The organism is Streptomyces sp. NPDC018833, from assembly GCF_044390825.1.
In the GTDB taxonomy this organism is placed as follows: Bacteria; Actinomycetota; Actinomycetes; order Streptomycetales; family Streptomycetaceae; genus Streptomyces.
Window position 1 is genome coordinate 550,976 of record NZ_JBIRZM010000003.1, and the last position, 18,693, is coordinate 569,668.

Here is an 18,693-nt window from a genome sequence, read left to right on the forward strand (position 1 = left end):
TCTAGGGCAGAAGGTGCGCGTAGCTGCGCGGGTGCTCGGCCAGATAGTCGCGCAGCGACTGCGCCGGGTGCCCCGTCAGCCGCGGCACCGCGTCCGAGACCGCGGCCATCTCGCCGGCGGCCATCGCCTCGTACGAGGTCACCCAGCCGGTCACCTCCCACTCCGCGGCGCCGTAATGGGCGCGGGAGGCGTACGCCTCGTCGTGCGACTCGGGGACATAGCGCACGGTGCGGCCCGCGGCGCGGGTCAGCTCGGCCGCGGCCTCGGCGAGGGAGAACGCGGTGGGACCGGTCAGGTCGTACACCGCGCGGTCGTGCGGGCCGACCCCGTCGAGCAGCACGGCCGCCGCCGCGTCGGCGATGTCGTCGTGGGCCACGGCGGCCACCCTGCCCTGTCCGGCCGGACCGCGCAGCATCCCGTCCGCGCCGGTCATCGCGGGGAACGCGGCCAGGTAGAAGTTGTCCCGCAGGAACGTGTGGTGCACCCCGCGGCCGCGGATGTACTCCTCGGTGTGGAAGTGGTCGCGGGCGAACGTGAACGTCGCGTCCGGCGCGGCGCCCACGAACGACACGTACACGATCCGCTCGATGCCCACGGCGAGCGCCGCGTCCACGGCCGTGTGGTGCTCCTGCACCCGGCCGGGCGACTCGTGCGCCGAGACCAGGAACAGGGTGTCCGCCCCGTCCAGCGCCGCCCGCATCGCCTCGCCGTCCCCGTAGGAGGCGGGCGGCGCGACGGCGGCGTCGGGCAGGTCCGGCAGCCGCGCCGGGTCGCGGCCCACCAGCCGGGTCGCGAGGCCCGCCGCGGAGAGCCTGGCCGCCACCCGGCCGCCGACGCGTCCGCTCGCTCCGGTGACCGCGATGACTGGGGGCATGGCAGGTGTCCTCTCGTACGACCGGGGCTGTGCCGACCAGTGTCACGGGCGGCCGCGCCCGCGCGGGGTGCGACATGCGACAGTGGGCCGATGCGAACCATCGGACTGATCGGCGGCATGAGCTGGGAGTCCAGCGCGGAGTACTACCGGCTGCTCAACGAGCTCGTACGACAGCGCCTCGGCGGGCTCCACTCCGCCCGATGCGTGCTGCACTCGGTGGACTTCGCCGAGATCGAGGCACTCCAGGCCGCGGGCGAGTGGCAGCGGGCCGGCGACATCCTCGCCGAGGTGGCGAAGGGTCTGGCGGCGGCGGGCGCCGAGCTGCTGCTGATCTGCACCAACACCATGCACAAGGTGGCGGACCAGGTGCAGGCGGCGGTCGGTGTGCCGCTGCTGCACCTCGCGGACGCCACCGCCGGCGCCGTACGCGCCCAGGGCCTTGCCACCGTCGGACTGCTGGGTACCGCCTTCACCATGGAGCAGGACTTCTACCGTGACCGGCTGGCCTCTCACGGCCTCACGGTCCTCACCCCGCACGCCGCGGAGCGCGCCCTGGTCCACCGGGTGATCTACGAGGAGCTGTGCCTCGGAGTCGTGCGCGAGGAGTCCCGGGCCGCGTACCGGCAGGTCATCGACGGGCTGGTGGCACGCGGCGCCGAGGGCGTGATCCTCGGCTGCACGGAGATCGAGCTGCTCATCGGCGCGGACGACAGCCGGGTGCCGGTGTTCCCGACGACCCGGCTGCACGCGGAGGCGGCGGTGACGGCCGCGCTGGCACCGCAGGCACCGTAAGGGCCCGTTCCTTTGGCGGAACGGGCCCTTACGGGACGAGGGGAGGTGTCGGCTCACTCCTCGAGAGTGAGCGCCTTGCGCATCTTGACCAGCGTCTTCGTCAGCAGCCTGGACACGTGCATCTGTGAGATGCCGAGTTCCTCGCCGATCTCCGACTGCGTCATGTTGGCCACGAACCGCAGGCTGAGGATCGTGCGGTCCCGCGACGGCAGGCCCGCGATCATCGGCTTGAGCGACTCGATGTACTCGATGCCTTCGAGTCCGTGGTCCTCGTAGCCGATGCGGTCGGCGAGCGCGCTCTCGGTGTCGTCCTCCTCGGGCTGGGCGTCCAGCGAGCTCGCGGTGTACGCGTTGCTCGCCGCCATGCCCTCGACGACCTCGTCACGGCTGATGTCCAGGCGTTCGGCGAGCTCGTCGACGGTGGGCGCGCGGTCCAGCCGCTGGGAGAGCTCGTCACCCGCCTTCGCGAGATCCAGGCGCAGCTCCTGCAGCCGCCGCGGCACCCGCACCGACCAGGACGTGTCCCGGAAGAAGCGCTTGATCTCGCCGATGATGGTCGGCATCGCGAACGTGGGGAACTCGACGCCGCGGCTGAGCTCGAACCGGTCGATCGCCTTGATCAGGCCGATCGTCCCGACCTGGACGATGTCCTCCATCGGCTCGCTGCGCGTGCGGAAGCGTGACGCGGCGAACTTGACGAGAGCCAGGTTGAGTTCGATCAGGGTGTTGCGGACGTAGGCGTACTCGTGTGTGCCCTCTTCGAGGGTCGTGAGCCGCGCGAAGAGCGTCTTCGACAGCGCTCGGGCGTCCAGCGAGTCCACCTCGTCGCAGGGCGGAATCGCCGGCAGATCCGCAAGGCCTTCCAGTCCCTCGAAATGCTGCTGCCCGAGGGCCGCGGTCGCGGCCGCACCGGCGGGGCCGGGGTCGGGAGCGGACGTGGGGTCAAGGGGTGCCGACGGCGCGGTGGGGGTACGCGGTGCGTCGAGCCGGGGTGACATGGTGTCCTCCATCGTTCTCGGCATACGGCTGCCGATGCCATGCATGCTGCTGCGGTGAGCGGCGCCTCCAAAGCCGGCCGTGTCGGGTGTGTCCTTACTAGCCCTACCCGTTGACCAGGGGCGATCGCAAGTGTCATATGTCATGTATGTCCGGTTTATGGGGGAGTTCGGGTACCGGTCGACGCCGGGAAGGCGTAGGGTTCGACGGGCGTCCTGCGCCGCCCGGGCGGCGGCGATGTGACGTGCGACACGAAAAACGGTGGACGACACGGCGAAGAGGGACGGGCATGGACCGCGAGACGGTCGGCAGCGTGAATCGGGGCCGACTTCAGGTCGAGGTTCGGACCGAGGGTCGCAGCGAGATTGTGCAACCGGCGGGTGAGCTGGATCACCACACCGCCGAACTGCTGCGCGCGCCCTTGGACGAGGCGCTCGAGCGAGGCCGTGTGCGCCTCGTGATCGACTGCTCACGGCTCGAATTCTGCGACTCCACCGGACTCAATGTTCTGCTCGGTGCCCGGCTGAAAGCCGAGGCCGCTGGGGGAGGGGTCCATTTGGCCGGGATGCAGCCCGTAGTGGCGAGAGTCTTCGAGATCACCGGAGCCGAGGCGGTCTTCACCGTGCACGACTCCCTCGAAGCGGCCCTGTCCGACTGACCCTGCTTCCGGCCCGCCCGCCCCCTGTTGTCAGCGTCACGTGCGTCGCGACGACCTAGTGGGTGTTGTCACGATTCGGCCGGGCAGGAGAACCTCCGCGGAACGTTGAACGCCCAGCACTCTGCGTACTCAATCCATGGCGAACTGGTGAACCGGTGAATCGGTGAGGTGAAGCGCTGATGAGCACCACCCGGCAGCAACAGCCGGGCGATCTCGGCCCCGAGCCGGGAGCCGCCGCCGCGGCGCCGACCGTCCCCGTATCCGCCGCGTCGCCGGTCGGCGGGACGGTGCGCAGCCTCGCGCTCGGCAGCGCCAGCGGGATCGTTCCGCTTGCCCGCGACTTCACCCGGCAGGCCCTCCACGACTGGGGCTGGCTGCCCGCCGGGACGGCAGACCGCAGGGCGGCGGCCGAGGACGTGCTGCTGGTGGTCTCCGAGCTGGTCACCAATGCCTGCCTGCACGCAGAAGGCCCCGAGGAGCTGCGCATCGGATGCGACGGGAAGGTGCTGCGGCTGGAGGTCACCGACCGCGGTACGGGCCAGCCCGCGCCGCGCACCCCGCACCGGGCGGGGCGGCCCGGTGGTCACGGCATGTTCATCGTCCAACGCCTCTGCCTGGACTGGGGCGTTCTGCGCAAGCCCGGTTCGCCGGGCAAGACGGTGTGGGCCGAGCTCGCCGCACCAGCGTGAGCATGGGGCGGCACCTTGCCGAATCTCTTGTGGAGCACGTCGATACGGCGTGCTCTTTGTCTTCCCTCCCCAGGGCCCCCGGCGTACCTTGAGCGCCCGATCTGATGTGCCGTCAGTAAGCCGTCAGTCCATGTGCGCACGAGGGGAACCGAGGTGTCGTACCGGAACCGCAAGCGGACAGCTCTCGCGGCGGCGGCCGCCGCGGCGGGCTCGGCAGTGCTGATCGCCGCCCCCGCCGCGCAGGCCGCCGTCGTCGACGTCGACTACCAGTGCCGGACCCCCATCGGCCCCAAGGGTGCGGTCTCGCCGATCGACATCAGGGCGGAGAAGAGCGGCAGCGCCTACCGGCTCACGATGTCCTTCGAGAAGGGTGTCTCCTCCAGCCCGGTCGAGCTGGGCAAGGGTGCGATGAACCCGAGCGCCGTCATCGAGGTGGGCGGCGCCGACCCGGGAGAGGTGCGGGTCTCGGGACCTGCCAATGCCGAGGCGATCCCCGCGAACACGCCTATCAGGATCAACGACCTGTCGGGCACCTACACGCCACGCCGGAGCGGCAAGGTCACCTTCACCGCGGGCGTGCTGACGATCAAGGCACTCGGTACGACGACGACGTGTACGCCCCGGAACAGCCCCGGTCCGTCGCTGGCACTGGACGTCACGGCCGTGGGCGGCGCCTCCGCGTCCGAGCTGCCGAGGACGGGCCCGCTGGACTCGGCGTTGGCGCTCGGCACGCTCGGCGGGACGGTGCTGCTCACCGGTGCCGCGGGAGTCCTGTGGCTGACCCGGCGCGGCGGCGCCCGGGCCGCGGACTGACCGTGCGGGCCGTGCTCGCGCTCGCCCTCGCTCTCACGGCGGCACCCCTCGTCCCGGCGGCGGCCGTGCCCGACGCCCCTGCGGCGGATGCGGCGGCGGGTTCGGCTGTGGCGGGGTCCTGGCCGTGGGCGGCGGGTTCGGCTGCGGTGGCGTCCGGGACATGGGCGGCGGACCGGGACCACCTGTATCTGGAGGGCCCCCCGGGCGCCGTTCTGGAGGACCGGCTGACGGTGACGAACCGGGCCACTGAGCCGGTCACCCTGCGACTGCGGGCCGAGGCCGCGGGGCTGTGGATCGCGCTCGCCGCCCGTACCGTCACCGTTCCCGCCCGCACCCGCGCGAAGGTTCCGTTCACCGTCACCCTCCCCGTGGACACCCCGCCGGGCGGCCGGACGGTGACGATCACGGCGTCCGGCGCGGGCCGCGAGGAACCGGTACGACTCCATCTGCGGGTGGGCGGCCCCACGTTGGCAGCGCTCACGGTCGAGGACGTGTCGTACGCGAACGGCTCGATCCGCTACGCCCTCGTCAACCGCGGCAACATCACGCTGACGCCGAGCGTGGCGTTCCGCGCGGACGGCCTCTTCGGCGAGGTCCTGCATCGTGCGGCCCGCCCGCGCGCCGAGCTCCCGCCCGGCCGCCGGATCGCGCTCACCGAACGCTGGTCCGACCCGCCCCACCTGGACGCCGTGGACCTGCGGGTGACGGCGACGGCGCCCGGAGCCGCCCGGGCCGAGGCGACGTCCTCCACGACCTTCGCGGCCCGGCCGGTGACGGCGGCACTGCTGACCTGCCCGGCCGCCGCGGCGGCCTTGGTCCTCCGCCGTCTGCTGCGCCGCCGCCGTCCGCGCACCGTCCCCGAACGCCGACCGGCGGGAGCAGGAGCCTGACCATGCAACGAGCCCTGCTGGCCGCCCTGTTGGCCGTCCTGCTCCTCCTCCTGCCCGCCGCCCCCGCCCTCGGTGCGTCCGCGCCCACGCCGGCCGTCGAGCTCTCCGCGTCCCAGGCCGGCAAGGGTGGGGACATCACGGTCAGCGGTACCGGCTGGCGGGCCGAGACCCTGCTGATCCTGCTCATCTGCGGAAGCTCCGCCCCGGGCACGGGCGTCATCGGCGGCACCAACTCCTGTGCCAACGCCGACGGCCGTGCGGTGACCACAGACTCCCGGGGCTCGTTCGAGAAGCGGTTGCCGGTCGCCGAGCCGCCCGAACCGTGTCCCTGCGTCGTGCACGTCGCCACCGTGACCGGGGAACAGCAGGTGGTGGACGCCGAGTTCGTCGTCGCCGGGCATCCCACCGCGCCGCTCCCCGAGCAGACGGGCGGTGGCCGTCTCGCCGTCGTGACCGGCACCCGGCTGCGGGGCGAGTCCGGCCTGCTCGTCCGCTTCGGCGCCCCGCCCACCCGCACGCTGGAGTTCACCGTGGGCAACGTCGGGACGACGCCGGTGAAGGACCCCCTCTTCCAGGTGGGCACGGCGCACGGCGTGTTCGCGCCCCAGTGGGAGGAACAGCAGTGGCGCGGGACGATCGCGCCAGGGCGCAGGGCGCGGATCGAGCTGCCCGTCCGGCTCGCGGCGGGCGCCCACGGCGACTACTCGGTCTCGGTGAAGTACGGCGGCAAGGTCATCGCCGAGCAGCCGTGGGGCGTCGGCCGGCCCTGGGGCGTGACCGTCTTCTGGATCCTGCTGGTCGTGGTCGTCCCCACGGCGCTGTTCCGCATCGGCATGGCGATCGTCGACCGGGTACGTCCGCCGGGCTCGCGCCACGCCCGCCGCTCCGGCCGGGTCCGCCCGCCCGCGGCCCCCTCGACCACCACGGCGGCACTGCCGTGGTTCACCCCTGACTCCGCACCGTCAGAGAACCGGACCGAACGGCCCACGACGAAGGGACATTCGTGAGAACGCAACGGAGGATGAGCGCGGCCGGGGTCGCGCTGATGCTCGGCGGCGCGGGGATCCTGCTGGCCGCGAGCCCCGCCGAGGCCGCAGAGGTCTCGTACGCGACGGAGTGCATTCCGCCCCCGATCTCCGGCCTGCCACCCGTACAGGGCACGACCACGGTGCAGATCTCCGCGCCCGCGGAGGCCAAGGTCGGCGACGAGATCGAGATCATCTGGAAGACGGTCCAGGCCGCGTCCAAGAACCCGGACATCCTGGACCTGGCGAAGGACACCGTCAAACCCACCGGCACGCTCACGCTCGGCGGCGCGGCGACGGGCGACCTGGCGATGGAGGGCCCGCGGCAGAACCCGCCGATCCCGAAGAACAGCCCCATGGTGCTGCCCGACATGAAGGGCACGCTGAAGCTGGAGAGGGCGGGCGAGATCACGCTGATACCGGGGGCGTACGCCATCAACGTCTCGAAGCCGATCTCGACGGACACGAAGTGCACGCCTGAGGAGACCGTCGGGGTCGGAGCGACGATCAAGGTGACGGACGGCGGGGGCACCACCTCCGGCGGCACGACCTCCGGCGGCACGACTTCTGGAGGCACGACCTCCGGCGGTACAACGGACGGAGGAACGACCTCCGGGGGCACGAGCAGCGGCGGCAGCTCCGGCGGTACGACCGACGGGGGCACGAGCAGCGGCGGCAGTTCGGGCGGAAGCTCGGGCGGCAGCACCTCGGGTGGAACGAGCGGCGGCGGTGGTGGCGGCCAGACCGACTTCGAGGGCAAGGAGGTCAGCGTCCACTACTCCTGCAAGACGCCCATCGGAGGCAAGGAGGCCACCTCCCCGGTCCGTATCAACGCCGCGAAGAAGGGCGGCGACTACGGCATCACGGTGAAGTTCTCGAAGTCCGTCATGGACAGCCCGGCCGATATCCCCAAGGACTCGGTCAAGCCGTCCATGGAGGTGAAACTCGGCGGCGCCGACAAGGGCTTCGTCCATGTCGAGGGCCCGACGAACAAGGAGCCCATCAAGGCCGGGGACCCGATCGAGATCCCCGACCTGACGGGCGTCCACAAGCCGGGCGCCACGGGGAAGACCACGCTCACCCCCGGCGTCCTCACGGTCAAGGCACTCGGCACGACCACCACCTGCACCCCGCCCGCCGACGTGCCGTTCTCCCTGGAGCTGGACACCTCGGCCCAGCCGGGCGGTGCCTCGGGCGGCACGTCCGCGTCCGGAGGCGACTCGGCCGCGTCGTCGGGCGGTTCGTCGACGAGCGGCGGCCTCGCCCAGACCGGCGCCGAGGACACCGCGGCGCTGCGTGCCCTGGCCCTCGTGGCGGGCACGGTGATCCTGCTGGGCGGCGCCGTCTTCACATTCACGCCGTGGCAGCGCCTGCGCGGCACGCGCTGACAGCCCGAACGCCGGCCCGAACGTCCAACCCCGGCCCGAACGTCCAACCCCGGCCCGAACGGGCCGAACCGGCCCGGAGGCACTGAACGGCGGAGGGCCGCCGCACCGAATCCGGTGCGGCGGCCCTCCGTGCCCGTGCGGGGGGTGTCAGTGCACGCCGCCCATGAGCGGCTGCACCTTCTTGCGGTACATGAAGATCGCGACGCCGCCGAGCACCGCGAGGGCGCCCTGGGAGGCGAACCACCACTCGGTGTCCGTCGGCGCGCCGATCAGCTGAAGCAGGGCGATGACCGAGTCACCGGCGGTGACGGCCAGGAACCAGACACCCATCATCTGGGACGCGTACTTGGCCGGCGCCAGCTTCGTGGTCAGCGACAGGCCGACCGGCGAGAGGGTCAGCTCACCGACGGTCTGAATCAGGTAGACCGAGCACAGCCACAGCGGAGTGACCATGACACCGCCCGCGGAGGCGGCCTGGGCCAGCATCATCACGAAGAACGAGGCACCGATGAGGACGAGGCCCTGGGTGAACTTGACCAGGGTGCTCGGCTCCTTGGAGCGGCGGGCCAGCCCCACCCACAGCCAGGCGAAGACGGGGGCGAGCGCCATCACGTACAGCGGGTTCAGCGACTGGAACCAGCTGGCCGGGAAGTCGAAGCCGAACAGGGAGCCCGAGGTGTTGTTCTCGGCGAACAGGCTCAGCGTGGAACCGGTCTGGTCGTAGATACCCCAGAAGACGGCGGCGGCAACGAAGAACCAGACGTACGCCGACATCCGGGAGCGCTCGACGGGCTCCAGGTCGGTGTCGCGCTTGATGCGGATCAGGTACCACGCGGGCAGGACCAGACCGAGGACGGTCAGCGGCCACAGGACCCAGTCGATGGTGAAGGAGCCCGACAGGCCGACGAGGCCGTAGGCGGCGGCCGCGACGGCGAGCCAGATCAGGGCCTTCTTGATGATGCCGACGCGCTCGGCGTCCGACAGCGGGGCGGGCACCTGGTTGGACTCCGGGGCCAGGTTGCGCAGGCCCAGGAAGAAGAAGACGAGGCCGAGGGCCATGCCGACACCGGCCATGGCGAAGCCGTAGTGCCAGTTGATCTTCTCGCCCACGTAACCGATCGTCAGCGGGGCGACGAAGGCACCGAGGTTGATGCCCATGTAGAAGATCGTGAAGCCACCGTCACGGCGCGGGTCGTTCTTGTCCCGGTAGAGGTGACCGACCATCGTGGAGATGTTGGCCTTGAGCAGACCGGAGCCGGCGGCGATGAGCGCCAGACCGATGAAGAAGGAGATCTCCATCGGGAGCGCCAGCATGAAGTGGCCGACCATGATGATCGTGCCGGAGATCGCGACGGTCTTCCGCGCTCCCCAAAGGCGGTCACCGAACCAGCCGCCCGGCAGGGCGAGCAGGTAGACCATGGCGTTGTACACGGAGTAGATGGCGACGGCCGTGGCCGTGTCGAAGCCGAGACCGCCCTTGGCCACGGTCGCCGACAGGTAGAGCACGAGCAGAGCCCGCATGCCGTAGAAGCTGTAGCGCTCCCACATCTCGGTCATGAAGAGATTGGCCAGACCGCGGGGGTGGCCGAGGAACGTCTTCTCCTGGCCAGCGGTACTGGCCGAGTCCCTCGTCAGGCTGGACGCCATGGTCGATCCTCGCTTGCTCGGGACGCGGCGCTTCGTGAGCGTGACGCGCCCGGTGGGGGCGGCCGGCACCGGTGCGGGATCCGCCCGGACCCCACCCTCGCTCGTCGTGGGGACGAGGATGCGGACGCGGAACGGCCCCACCGGGCTCCATGCCCTGCGCGCTGTCACGCGTGGGGCCCGGCCGACAGGTCATTCACTTCTCGCTGCCGTCAAGACGGCAGGGCCACCCTTTGCAGAAATGAGACCTTTGGCGCGCACGGCATGCCAAAGGCCCAGTCACCACTTCGGGTGCCGCGCCACGATACGTCATGACACTGCGCCATATGAAATGACTTGAGACATGAATCACAGGTGATCACGGAGCCTTCTGCCCTTAATCGAAGGTCGTAACCAGGATCTCATCACCAACTCGGAGCCCTTGTGGATCACGCCCCGATGGTTGCTCCACGCGGACTACCATCACCTTCATGACGCGTGTACTGCTCGCCGAGGACGACGCATCCATCTCCGAGCCACTGGCGCGAGCCCTGCGCCGGGAGGGGTACGAGGTGGAGGTGCGCGAGGACGGTCCGACCGCACTCGACACCGGACTCGCGGGCGGAGTCGATCTCGTGGTGCTCGACCTGGGGCTGCCCGGGATGGACGGCCTGGAGGTCGCCCGGCGGCTGCGCGCCGACGGTCACACCGTGCCGATCCTGGTGCTGACCGCCCGCGCGGACGAGGTGGACACCGTGGTCGGCCTGGACGCGGGCGCCGACGACTACGTCACCAAGCCCTTCCGCCTCGCCGAACTGCTCGCCCGGGTCCGGGCCCTGCTCCGGCGCGGTGCCAGCGAGCCCGCGCCCGCCCCCGCCACGCACGGCGTGCGGATCGACGTCGAGTCGCACCGGGCCTGGATGGGCGAGGAGGAACTGCAGCTCACCGCCAAGGAGTTCGACCTGTTGCGTGTCCTCGTGCGGGACGCCGGCCGGGTCGTCACCCGCGATCAGCTGATGCGCGAGGTCTGGGACACCACCTGGTGGTCGTCCACCAAGACCCTGGACATGCACATCTCCTGGCTGCGCAAGAAGCTCGGCGACGACGCGGCCAACCCCCGGTACATCGCGACCGTGCGCGGCGTCGGCTTCCGCTTCGAGAAGTCCTGACAAGCAGCCGCCATGCGCCGCCGCCTGATCAACTCCACGCTCGCCGTGGTGCTCGTCGTCATCGCCGTCTTCGGCGTCTCGCTCGTCCTCGTCGAGACCCGCACCATCAGCAGCAGCGCCCAGGAGAGTGTGGACTCGGAGGCGGTGCGCCTGGCGAGCATCGTCGACAGCAGGCTGGTCGGCGGGGAGCCGGTCAATCCCGACATCATCGCCCGGCAGGGCGACGTCACCCGCTACGCCGTGATCCGTATCGCGGGCCGCGCCCCCATAGAGATCGGCAAGCGGCCCGCCGGCAGCGTCATCCGCGGCGTGGCCGAGGGCGAGCGGGACATCACCGTCACCGTGGAGGAGTCGCGCTCGGTGGTGACCCGCGAGGTGGGCCGGTCGCTGCTGATCATCGGCGCGGTGGCCCTGGTCGCTGTCGTCGCGGCCGTCCTGCTCGCCGTCCGGCAGGGAAACCGGCTCGCCGCGCCCCTCACCGACCTCGCCGAGACCGCCGAGCGCCTCGGCTCCGGCGACCCGCGCCCCCGCCACCGGCGCTACGGGGTTCCCGAGCTGGACCGGGTCGCCGATGTGCTGGACGCCAGCGCCGAGCGGATCGCCCGGATGCTCACCGCCGAGCGCAGGCTCGCCGCGGACGCCTCCCACCAGCTGCGCACCCCGCTGACCGCGCTGTCGATGCGGCTGGAGGAGATCACGGTCACGGACGATCTCGCGACCGTGAAGGAGGAGGCGAGCCTCGCGCTGAACCAGGTCGAGCGGCTCACCGACGTCGTGCAGCGCCTCCTGACGAATTCACGAGACCCCCGGATCGGGTCCGCCGTCGCCTTCGACCTCGACGAGGTCGTCAAGCAGCAGTTGGAGGAGTGGCGCCCGGCCTACCGCAGCGCGGGCCGCGCGATCGTCCACTCCGGCCGGCGCGGCATGCGGGCGGTCGGCACCCCCGGCGCGGTCGCCCAGGTGCTCGCCGCGCTCATCGAGAACTCCCTCATGCACGGCGGCGGCACGGTCGCGGTACGGACCCGGGTGACCGGCAACCAGGCCGTCGTCGAGGTGACCGACGAGGGGCCGGGCGTTCCGGCGGATCTCGGGGCGCGCATCTTCGAGCGGACGATCAGCGGCCGCAACTCCACCGGTATCGGGCTGGCGGTGGCCCGGGACCTCGCGGAGGCGGACGGCGGCAGGCTGGAACTGCTTCAGCAACACCCGCCGGTCTTCGCCCTGTTCCTCAGCAGGGTCGCGCGCAGGCGCAAGGGCGAGGACGACAAGCCGACGGTGCGGTGACGACCGGCGCGGCCGTGCGGCGACGACAGACGGTGCGGTGACGCGCCCCGTGAGCCGGGCGACGGTGCGGCCGGTCAGCGCGCGACAGTGCGGCGATGCGGCCGCGGCCGGTCAGCGCGCGACGCGATGCGGCACGGACCGGGGCTCGGACTCGGGCGGCTGTCCGGCACGTGAACGGCGTTGCTCCAGCAGCGTCTGCGCCTGCTGCACGGGCAGCGCCCGGAAGACCCAGGTGCGGTACGACCAGAAGCGGAACAGGGTCGCTATCCCGATGCCCAGGAACTTGAACACGTTGTTCTGCAGCGGGGTGTCCCAGCCGAAGCCGTACGTCGCCGCGTACAGGATGCCGTTCTCGATCACCAGGCCCGCCGCGCTGAACAGCAGGAAGAGCGTCAGCTCCCGGGTGCGCCCGCTCTTGTCGCGGTCACGATAGGTGAAGTAGCGGAAACCGAGGTAGTTGAACGCGATTGCGACGATCGTGGCGATGATCGACGCCCGGACAACCGGGATCTCGGTAGTGTTCCGCACCAGATTGAAGACACCGAGATTGACCAGCACGCCCGCGCCGCCGACCGCACCGAACCTGGCGATCTCACGCGTGAGCTGCCGTACCCGCCCGCGCAGTCCTCCGCCTCGTTCACTCATGGTGAGAGCCCAGCCTCGTCGGATCGGCAGCGTCGAGCGGCAGCGTCGACACCGCAATGCTAACCAGCGGTCCCCTGCGCCGCCTGTGGGTCCTGAGGGCGATGTGACGGCGGCTACAGCGCTTGTCGGAACATACGGCGGACAGCGCCGGTCGGCTCGGCAGATACCCTGAAGGGGTGACGTTCCCGGTAGTCGGCATGGTCGGCGGCGGTCAGCTCGCCCGCATGACCCATGAGGCGGGTATCCCCCTCGGCCTGAAATTCAAGCTCCTCAGTGACACCCCTCAGGACTCTGCGGCCCAGGTCGTCAGCGATGTCGTCATCGGCGACTACCGCGACCTGGACACCCTGGTCGAGTTCGCGCGCGGCTGTGACGTGATCACCTTCGACCACGAGCACGTTCCGTTCGAGCACCTGCGGGCCCTGGAGGCGGACGGCATCAATGTCCGTCCGGGTCCGGACGCCTTGGTGCACGCACAGAACAAGGGCGTGATGCGCGCCAAGCTCATGGAGATCGGCGCGCCGTGCCCGCGGCACCGCATCGTCTCCGACCCGGCCGACGCGGCCGCCTTCGCCGAGGAGGCCGGGGGCTTCCCCGTCATCCTCAAGACGGTGCAGGGCGGCTACGACGGCAAGGGCGTGTGGTTCGTGCGTACGCAGGCCGACGCCGAGGCTCCCTTCAAGGCCGGCGTTCCGGTTCTCGCCGAGGAGAAGGTCGACTTCGTCCGCGAGCTCGCGGCGAACATCGTCCGGTCCCCGCACGGACAGGCCGTCGCCTATCCGGTCGTCGAGTCACAGCAGGTCGACGGCGTCTGCGACACGGTGATCGCGCCCGCGCCCGGCCTGTCGGACGAGCTGGCCGGCCAGGCCCAGGAGCTCGCCCTGCGGATCGCCAAGGAGTTGGACGTCGTCGGCCACCTCGCCGTCGAGCTGTTCGAGACGACGGACGGCAGGATCCTCGTCAACGAGCTCGCGATGCGCCCGCACAACTCCGGCCACTGGAGCCAGGACGGTGCGGTCACCTCCCAGTTCGCCAACCATGTCCGGGCGGTGCTCGACCTGCCGCTCGGCGACCCGCGCCCACGTGCCAAGTGGACCGTGATGTGCAATGTTCTGGGCGGCGACTACCCCGACATGTACGCGGCGTATCTGCACTGCATGGCGAGGGATCCGCAGCTCAAGATTCATATGTATGGCAAGGACGTGAAGCCCGGCCGCAAGGTGGGGCACGTCAACACCTACGGCGACGACCTGGACGACGTGCTCGAGCGCGCCCGCCACGCCGCCGGCTATCTGCGAGGAACGATCACCGAGTGAGCAGCACGAGCCCCCTCGTCGGCATTGTCATGGGATCGGACTCCGACTGGCCCGTCATGGAGCTTGCCGCGCAGGCCCTGGACGAGTTCGAGATCGACTACGAGGTCGACGTCGTCTCCGCGCACCGCATGCCGCGCGAGATGATCGCGTACGGCGAGGAAGCCGCCGGCCGCGGGCTCAAGGCGATCATCGCGGGCGCCGGGGGAGCGGCCCACCTGCCGGGCATGCTCGCCTCCGTCACCCCGCTGCCCGTCATCGGCGTTCCCGTTCCGCTGAAGTACCTGGACGGCATGGACTCGCTGCTGTCCATCGTGCAGATGCCCGCGGGGGTCCCGGTCGCCACCGTCTCGGTCGGCGGCGCGCGCAACGCCGGACTGCTCGCCGCCCGCATCCTGGCCACCCAGGACGAGGAACTGCTCGGCCGGATGCGCGAGTTCCAGCAGGAGCTGAACGACCAGGCCACCGAGAAGGGCAAGCGACTGCGCGCGCGCGTCGCAGGTGAGGAGTCCTTCGGCTTCGGGAAGTAACAGCCCATGGACACCCCCATGGATCCCCTCGGCCGGGCGCGGGAACTGCTCGTCGCCCATCCCGTCGTCGACGGCCACAACGACCTGCCCTGGGCGCTGCGCGAGCACGTCCGCTACGACCTGGACCGGATGGACATCTCCGCCGACCAGACGGGCCGCCTGCACACCGACATCCCGCGACTGCGCGCCGGCTGCGTCGGCGCGCAGTTCTGGTCCGTGTACGTGCGCAGCGACATGGCCGGCGACGAAGCGGTCAGCGCCACGCTGGAGCAGATCGACGTCGTCGACCAGCTCATCACGCGCTACCCCGCCGACCTGGTGCGGGCGCTGAGCGCCGAGGACATGGAGATCGCCCGCTCCGAGGGCCGTATCGCCTCCCTGATGGGCGCCGAGGGCGGCCACTCCATCAACAACTCCCTCGCCACACTGCGCGCCCTGTACGCGCTGGGCGTGCGCTACATGACGCTCACGCACAACGACAACATCGCGTGGGCGGACTCGGCTACCGACGAGCCGGGCGTCGGCGGCCTGTCCCCGTTCGGCCACGAGGTCGTCCGGGAGATGAACCGCATCGGCATGCTGGTCGACCTCTCGCACGTCGCCGCGACGACGATGCGCGACGCACTCGCCACCTCGGTCGCGCCGGTGGTCTTCTCGCACTCCTCGTCGCGGGCGATCTGCGAGCACCCCCGCAACATCCCCGACGACGTGCTGGCCCTGCTGCCCGCCAACGGGGGTGTCGCGATGGCCACCTTCGTACCGAAGTTCATCCTGCCCGCGGCGGTCGAGTGGACCCGCGCCGCCGACGAGAACATGCGTGCGCACGGCCTGCACCACCTGGACACCACGCCCCAGGCGATGAAGATCCACGAGGCGTTCGAGGCCGCCCACCCCCGGCCGGTGGTGACCACGGCGACCGTCGCCGACCACCTCGACCACATGCGCGAGGTCGCCGGCATCGACCACATCGGCATCGGCGGCGACTTCGACGGCACGGCGTTCACCCCGGCCGGGCTCGACGACGTGGCGAGCTACCCCAACCTGATCGCGGAGCTGCTCGGCCGCGGCTGGTCGGACGCCGACCTGGCCAAGCTGACCTGGCACAACGCGGTCCGCGTGCTGCGCGTCGCGGAGGAGGTGGCCCGCGACCTCCAGGAGCGCCGCGGCCCGTCCATCGCGACGATCGACCAGCTCGACGGGGTGTGACGAACCGGGGGTGCGCCGACGGTCACGGCGTACCCCCGAACGCGCCGTCCGCCGCGACCGCCGCGTGCCCTCGTGCCGCGGCGCGGCCGACCACCTCCCAGGCGGTGATCGGCGCGCTGCACCTCTCTGGCCCGTCGGCGGGCTCGGAGCCTGTCGGCAGCCTCAGCAGGCGCAGAGACAGAACGGGTGCCCGGCCGGATCGGCGTACACCCGCCAGCTCCGCTTGCGGTCCTCGGCGTCCAGCACGGTCGCACCGATGGCCAGGACCTGTTCCTCCGCTGCGTCCATGTCCTCGACGGTCACATCGAGGTGGAACTGCTGCGACTCCTTGGGGGACGGCCACTTCGGAGGTACGTACCCGGGCGAGAGCTGGAAGGCGAGAGGTGCACCCGGCACACCCTTGAGGTCGACCCAGCCCTCGCCGTCGTCCTCGATCTTCCCGCCGAGCAGCTCGGCGTAGAACCGCCCGAGCACGACCGGATCGGGACAGTCGAGTACCACGGCCCCGAGTCTTGCGATGCTCATGCTTCCTCCTCGGTGTTACCTGTAGAAGTGTTCAACCGGTAACGGTTACTGCATGCTCCCGCAGAAGCGGTAACGTCGCAAGCATGAATGAGAGGGCGCCCGCACCCGGAGGTCTCGCGCTGGTCGAAGCCCTGGTCAACACGCTGGACGTCGAGAGCGGCGCGGACAGCCTGGACACGCCGGAGGCTCTCGCGCGATTCGCCCTCGCGCCACAGGACGTCCCCGCCGCCCGCGCCCTGCGCGAAGCGCTGCGCGAGGCATGCCTGGCCCATGCGGGGCACGGCACCTCGACGACCCTCGACGCACTCCTCGCCGATGCGCCCCTGCGCGTCTCGATCTCCCCGGTCGGCGAGGCCGCGCTGCGCCCCGCGGGACCGCCGACCCTCCTCGCCCGCATCGCGGAGGCCGTCGCGACGGCCTCGGCGGAGGGGACATGGCTGCGCCTGAAGGCATGCGAGGCCGAGGACTGCCGCTGGGCGTACTACGACCGCAGCCCGGCGGCCCGCAGCCGCTGGTGCTCCATGGCGGTGTGCGGCGCGCGCAGCAAGATGCGCACGTACCGCTCCCGCCGCTCGGGCGGCTGAGGACAGCGGTCGGGCGCGCGTTCCCGCCGCTCGGGCGGCTGACGGACAGGCGTCAGGCGCGCGGCCGGCCCATGGCCCGGTACGTCCAGCCCGCCGCCCGCCACGCCTCCGCGTCCAGCGCGTTGCGGCCGTCCAGCATGATCCGGGACGTCACCGCCTCGCCCAGCTCGGCCGGGTCGAGGTCGCGGAACTCGCGCCACTCGGTCAGGTGCAGCACCACGTCCGCGCCGCGCACCACGTCCAGGGCGGAGTCCGCATAGGCGAGCGTGGGGAACAGGCGGCGGGCGTTGTCCATGCCCTTGGGGTCGTAGACCATGACCTGCCCGCCCTGGAGCTGGATCTGGCCGGCCACGTTCAGCGCCGGGGAGTCGCGTACGTCGTCCGAATCCGGCTTGAACGTGGCACCCAGCACCGCCACCCGCTTGCCCAGGAACGAACCGCCGCCCACGGCCTCGCGCGCCAGCTCCACCATGTGGCCGCGGCGGCGCATGTTGATCGAGTCGACCTCACGCAGGAAGGTCAGGGCCTGGTCGGCGCCGAGCTCACCGGCCCGTGCCATGAACGCCCGGATGTCCTTGGGCAGGCAGCCGCCGCCGAACCCGACGCCGGCGCGCAGGAACTTGCTGCCGATCCGCTCGTCGTGCCCGATCGCCTCCGCCAGCTTCGCCACGTCGCCGCCGGCCGCCTCGCACACCTCGGCCATCGCGTTGATGAACGAGATCTTGGTGGCGAGGAAGGAGTTCGCCGCGGTCTTGACCAGCTCCGCGGTGGGGAAGTCCGTCACGACGAACGGCGAGCCCTCGGCGATCGGCGTCGCGTACACCTCGCGCAGCAGCTTCTCCCCGTAGGCGCTGCGCACGCCGACGACGATGCGGTCCGGGTGCAGGGTGTCGTCGACGGCGAAGCCCTCGCGCAGGAACTCCGGGTTCCACGCGAGCTCCACGTCGCCCGGGGCCAGCTCGGCCAGCAGGGCCGCCAGCCGGTCGGCGCTGCCGACCGGCACGGTCGACTTGCCGACGACCAGGGCCTGGCCGGTCAGGTGGGGCGCCAGAGAGGTGAAGGCGGCGTCGACGAAGGACATGTCACAGGCGTACTCACCTTGCTTCTGCGGAGTGTTCACACACACGAAGTGGACGTCGCCGAACGCGCCGGCCTCCTCCCACGACGTGGTGAACCGCAGCCGCCCGGTCGACCCCTCCATCCCGGCCACATGCCGGCGCAGCAGGTCCTCGAGACCCGGCTCGTACATCGGCACCCGGCCCGCCGACAGCATCTCGATCTTCTCCGGGACCACATCCAGCCCGAGGACCTCGAAACCCAGCTCCGCCATGGCCGCGGCATGCGTGGCGCCGAGGTAGCCGGTGCCGATCACCGTGATCTTGAGGGACATACGGATTGCTCCAGTGCTGTGCGGGCTCGGGGTGCGGGCCCGAGCATATCGGCGGCGCCGCCGGTGCTGTATTCCTGTGCTGTCGGCAACCTCACGTATGCCTCGGTCCGGGCCGCCGTCTAAAATTGGGTTACTTAACGGTAGTTAGCACTTGGGGAGTGAGAGACCTTGGCAGGATCGGCCGATTTCGATCTGTACCGCCCGTCCGAAGAGCACGACATGCTCCGCGAAACGGTCCGCTCCCTCGCCGAGGCGAAGATCATGCCCTTCGCCGCCGCGGTGGACGAGGAGGCGCGCTT

General features: G+C 71.0%; 20 protein-coding genes. 14 read left to right on the forward strand and 6 right to left on the reverse strand.

The genetic code is table 11. The annotated features are described in order from the left end of the window. Nucleotide 1 precedes the first annotated feature (1 nt). A complete protein-coding gene (locus ACH5AF_RS09690) occupies nt 2-874 on the reverse strand; it encodes an NAD(P)H-binding protein (RefSeq protein ID WP_398900981.1) in 873 nt (290 codons plus the stop codon). A gap of 90 nt (nt 875-964) precedes the next feature. Here ACH5AF_RS09690 and ACH5AF_RS09695 point away from each other — a divergent pair, with 90 nt between their 5' ends. Beyond that, nucleotides 965-1,666, forward strand: coding sequence for an aspartate/glutamate racemase family protein (locus ACH5AF_RS09695; RefSeq protein WP_398900982.1), 702 nt, complete (start codon nt 965-967; stop codon nt 1,664-1,666). A gap of 53 nt (nt 1,667-1,719) precedes the next feature. On the opposite strand, the gene ACH5AF_RS09700 is transcribed toward ACH5AF_RS09695, so the two are convergent. Then, nucleotides 1,720-2,676 carry an RNA polymerase sigma factor SigF gene (locus ACH5AF_RS09700; RefSeq protein WP_398900983.1) on the reverse strand — a complete coding sequence of 319 codons (957 nt, stop codon included), beginning with the start codon at nt 2,674-2,676 and terminating at the stop codon, nt 1,720-1,722. A 275-nt stretch (nt 2,677-2,951) separates the two neighbouring features. Here ACH5AF_RS09700 and ACH5AF_RS09705 point away from each other — a divergent pair, with 275 nt between their 5' ends. The 6 genes from ACH5AF_RS09705 to ACH5AF_RS09730 all read left to right on the forward strand — a co-directional run bounded on the left by ACH5AF_RS09705 (nt 2,952) and on the right by ACH5AF_RS09730 (nt 8,125). After that, entirely contained in the window at nt 2,952-3,320 is a 369-nt protein-coding gene (locus ACH5AF_RS09705) for an STAS domain-containing protein (protein ID WP_398900985.1), read from the forward strand. 179 nt (nt 3,321-3,499) lie between these two features. Beyond that, nucleotides 3,500-4,009, forward strand: coding sequence for an ATP-binding protein (locus tag ACH5AF_RS09710; protein ID WP_398900986.1), 510 nt, complete (start codon nt 3,500-3,502; stop codon nt 4,007-4,009). A 153-nt stretch (nt 4,010-4,162) separates the two neighbouring features. Then, nucleotides 4,163-4,822, forward strand: coding sequence for a peptidase (locus ACH5AF_RS09715; RefSeq protein WP_398900987.1), 660 nt, complete (start codon nt 4,163-4,165; stop codon nt 4,820-4,822). After that, nucleotides 4,783-5,712 carry a hypothetical protein gene (locus ACH5AF_RS09720; RefSeq protein ID WP_398900989.1) on the forward strand — a complete coding sequence of 310 codons (930 nt, stop codon included), beginning with the start codon at nt 4,783-4,785 and terminating at the stop codon, nt 5,710-5,712. Before ACH5AF_RS09715 ends, ACH5AF_RS09720 begins: the two co-directional genes overlap by 40 nt. Before the next feature lie 2 nt (nt 5,713-5,714). Then, entirely contained in the window at nt 5,715-6,719 is a 1,005-nt protein-coding gene (locus tag ACH5AF_RS09725; RefSeq protein ID WP_398900990.1) for a hypothetical protein, read from the forward strand. Between the two features lie 14 nt (nt 6,720-6,733). Continuing rightward, complete coding sequence (locus ACH5AF_RS09730; protein WP_398901024.1) at nt 6,734-8,125, forward strand: hypothetical protein; 1,392 nt, start codon at nt 6,734-6,736, stop codon at nt 8,123-8,125. 147 nt (nt 8,126-8,272) lie between these two features. Here ACH5AF_RS09730 and ACH5AF_RS09735 read toward each other — a convergent pair whose 3' ends face one another. Beyond that, complete coding sequence (locus ACH5AF_RS09735) at nt 8,273-9,772, reverse strand: peptide MFS transporter (RefSeq protein ID WP_398900991.1); 1,500 nt, start codon at nt 9,770-9,772, stop codon at nt 8,273-8,275. A 467-nt stretch (nt 9,773-10,239) separates the two neighbouring features. Between ACH5AF_RS09735 and ACH5AF_RS09740 the strand changes: the two genes are divergently transcribed. After that, entirely contained in the window at nt 10,240-10,917 is a 678-nt protein-coding gene (locus ACH5AF_RS09740) for a response regulator transcription factor (protein WP_398900993.1), read from the forward strand. A gap of 12 nt (nt 10,918-10,929) precedes the next feature. Beyond that, a complete protein-coding gene (locus ACH5AF_RS09745; protein ID WP_398900994.1) occupies nt 10,930-12,201 on the forward strand; it encodes an ATP-binding protein in 1,272 nt (423 codons plus the stop codon). 111 nt (nt 12,202-12,312) lie between these two features. Here ACH5AF_RS09745 and ACH5AF_RS09750 read toward each other — a convergent pair whose 3' ends face one another. Then, complete coding sequence (locus ACH5AF_RS09750; protein ID WP_398900996.1) at nt 12,313-12,846, reverse strand: GtrA family protein; 534 nt, start codon at nt 12,844-12,846, stop codon at nt 12,313-12,315. Between the two features lie 122 nt (nt 12,847-12,968). On the opposite strand from ACH5AF_RS09750, the gene ACH5AF_RS09755 reads away from it, so the two are divergent. The 3 genes from ACH5AF_RS09755 to ACH5AF_RS09765 are packed head-to-tail and all read left to right on the forward strand — an operon-like array spanning nt 12,969 to nt 15,895. Then, on the forward strand, nt 12,969-14,162 hold the full coding sequence (locus ACH5AF_RS09755) for a 5-(carboxyamino)imidazole ribonucleotide synthase (RefSeq protein ID WP_398900997.1): 1,194 nt from the start codon (nt 12,969-12,971) through the stop codon (nt 14,160-14,162). A gap of 29 nt (nt 14,163-14,191) precedes the next feature. After that, nucleotides 14,192-14,689 (forward strand): 5-(carboxyamino)imidazole ribonucleotide mutase, encoded by a 498-nt coding sequence (gene purE, locus ACH5AF_RS09760; protein ID WP_398901025.1) that lies wholly within the window; start codon nt 14,192-14,194, stop codon nt 14,687-14,689. A 6-nt stretch (nt 14,690-14,695) separates the two neighbouring features. Continuing rightward, nucleotides 14,696-15,895 (forward strand): dipeptidase, encoded by a 1,200-nt coding sequence (locus ACH5AF_RS09765; RefSeq protein WP_398900998.1) that lies wholly within the window; start codon nt 14,696-14,698, stop codon nt 15,893-15,895. A gap of 162 nt (nt 15,896-16,057) precedes the next feature. Here the strand turns inward: ACH5AF_RS09765 and ACH5AF_RS09770 are convergent, their stop codons facing one another. Further along, nucleotides 16,058-16,420, reverse strand: coding sequence for a VOC family protein (locus tag ACH5AF_RS09770; protein WP_398901000.1), 363 nt, complete (start codon nt 16,418-16,420; stop codon nt 16,058-16,060). An 83-nt stretch (nt 16,421-16,503) separates the two neighbouring features. Here ACH5AF_RS09770 and ACH5AF_RS09775 point away from each other — a divergent pair, with 83 nt between their 5' ends. Then, a complete protein-coding gene (locus ACH5AF_RS09775) occupies nt 16,504-17,004 on the forward strand; it encodes a CGNR zinc finger domain-containing protein (protein WP_398901002.1) in 501 nt (166 codons plus the stop codon). 52 nt (nt 17,005-17,056) lie between these two features. Here the strand turns inward: ACH5AF_RS09775 and ACH5AF_RS09780 are convergent, their stop codons facing one another. Further along, on the reverse strand, nt 17,057-18,394 hold the full coding sequence (locus tag ACH5AF_RS09780; protein ID WP_398901004.1) for a UDP-glucose dehydrogenase family protein: 1,338 nt from the start codon (nt 18,392-18,394) through the stop codon (nt 17,057-17,059). 168 nt (nt 18,395-18,562) lie between these two features. On the opposite strand from ACH5AF_RS09780, the gene ACH5AF_RS09785 reads away from it, so the two are divergent. Further along, nucleotides 18,563-18,693: acyl-CoA dehydrogenase family protein (locus ACH5AF_RS09785; RefSeq protein ID WP_398901026.1), on the forward strand; the 131-nt coding region annotated here is incomplete at its 3' end.

Excerpts from the sequence above, each read along its gene's own strand:
- ACH5AF_RS09690 (WP_398900981.1), bottom strand. The coding sequence starts at position 874 with ATGCCCCCAGTCATCGCGGTCACCGGAGCGAGCGGACGCGTCGGCGGC.
- ACH5AF_RS09695 (WP_398900982.1), top strand. The coding sequence starts at position 965 with ATGCGAACCATCGGACTGATCGGCGGCATGAGCTGGGAGTCCAGCGCG.
- ACH5AF_RS09700 (WP_398900983.1), bottom strand. The coding sequence starts at position 2,676 with ATGGAGGACACCATGTCACCCCGGCTCGACGCACCGCGTACCCCCACC.
- ACH5AF_RS09705 (WP_398900985.1), top strand. The coding sequence starts at position 2,952 with ATGGACCGCGAGACGGTCGGCAGCGTGAATCGGGGCCGACTTCAGGTC.
- ACH5AF_RS09710 (WP_398900986.1), top strand. The coding sequence starts at position 3,500 with ATGAGCACCACCCGGCAGCAACAGCCGGGCGATCTCGGCCCCGAGCCG.
- ACH5AF_RS09725 (WP_398900990.1), top strand. The coding sequence starts at position 5,715 with ATGCAACGAGCCCTGCTGGCCGCCCTGTTGGCCGTCCTGCTCCTCCTC.
- ACH5AF_RS09730 (WP_398901024.1), top strand. The coding sequence starts at position 6,734 with ATGAGCGCGGCCGGGGTCGCGCTGATGCTCGGCGGCGCGGGGATCCTG.
- ACH5AF_RS09735 (WP_398900991.1), bottom strand. The coding sequence starts at position 9,772 with ATGGCGTCCAGCCTGACGAGGGACTCGGCCAGTACCGCTGGCCAGGAG.
- ACH5AF_RS09740 (WP_398900993.1), top strand. The coding sequence starts at position 10,240 with ATGACGCGTGTACTGCTCGCCGAGGACGACGCATCCATCTCCGAGCCA.
- ACH5AF_RS09745 (WP_398900994.1), top strand. The coding sequence starts at position 10,930 with ATGCGCCGCCGCCTGATCAACTCCACGCTCGCCGTGGTGCTCGTCGTC.
- ACH5AF_RS09750 (WP_398900996.1), bottom strand. The coding sequence starts at position 12,846 with ATGAGTGAACGAGGCGGAGGACTGCGCGGGCGGGTACGGCAGCTCACG.
- purE (WP_398901025.1), top strand. The coding sequence starts at position 14,192 with ATGGGATCGGACTCCGACTGGCCCGTCATGGAGCTTGCCGCGCAGGCC.
- ACH5AF_RS09765 (WP_398900998.1), top strand. The coding sequence starts at position 14,696 with ATGGACACCCCCATGGATCCCCTCGGCCGGGCGCGGGAACTGCTCGTC.
- ACH5AF_RS09770 (WP_398901000.1), bottom strand. The coding sequence starts at position 16,420 with ATGAGCATCGCAAGACTCGGGGCCGTGGTACTCGACTGTCCCGATCCG.
- ACH5AF_RS09775 (WP_398901002.1), top strand. The coding sequence starts at position 16,504 with ATGAATGAGAGGGCGCCCGCACCCGGAGGTCTCGCGCTGGTCGAAGCC.
- ACH5AF_RS09780 (WP_398901004.1), bottom strand. The coding sequence starts at position 18,394 with ATGTCCCTCAAGATCACGGTGATCGGCACCGGCTACCTCGGCGCCACG.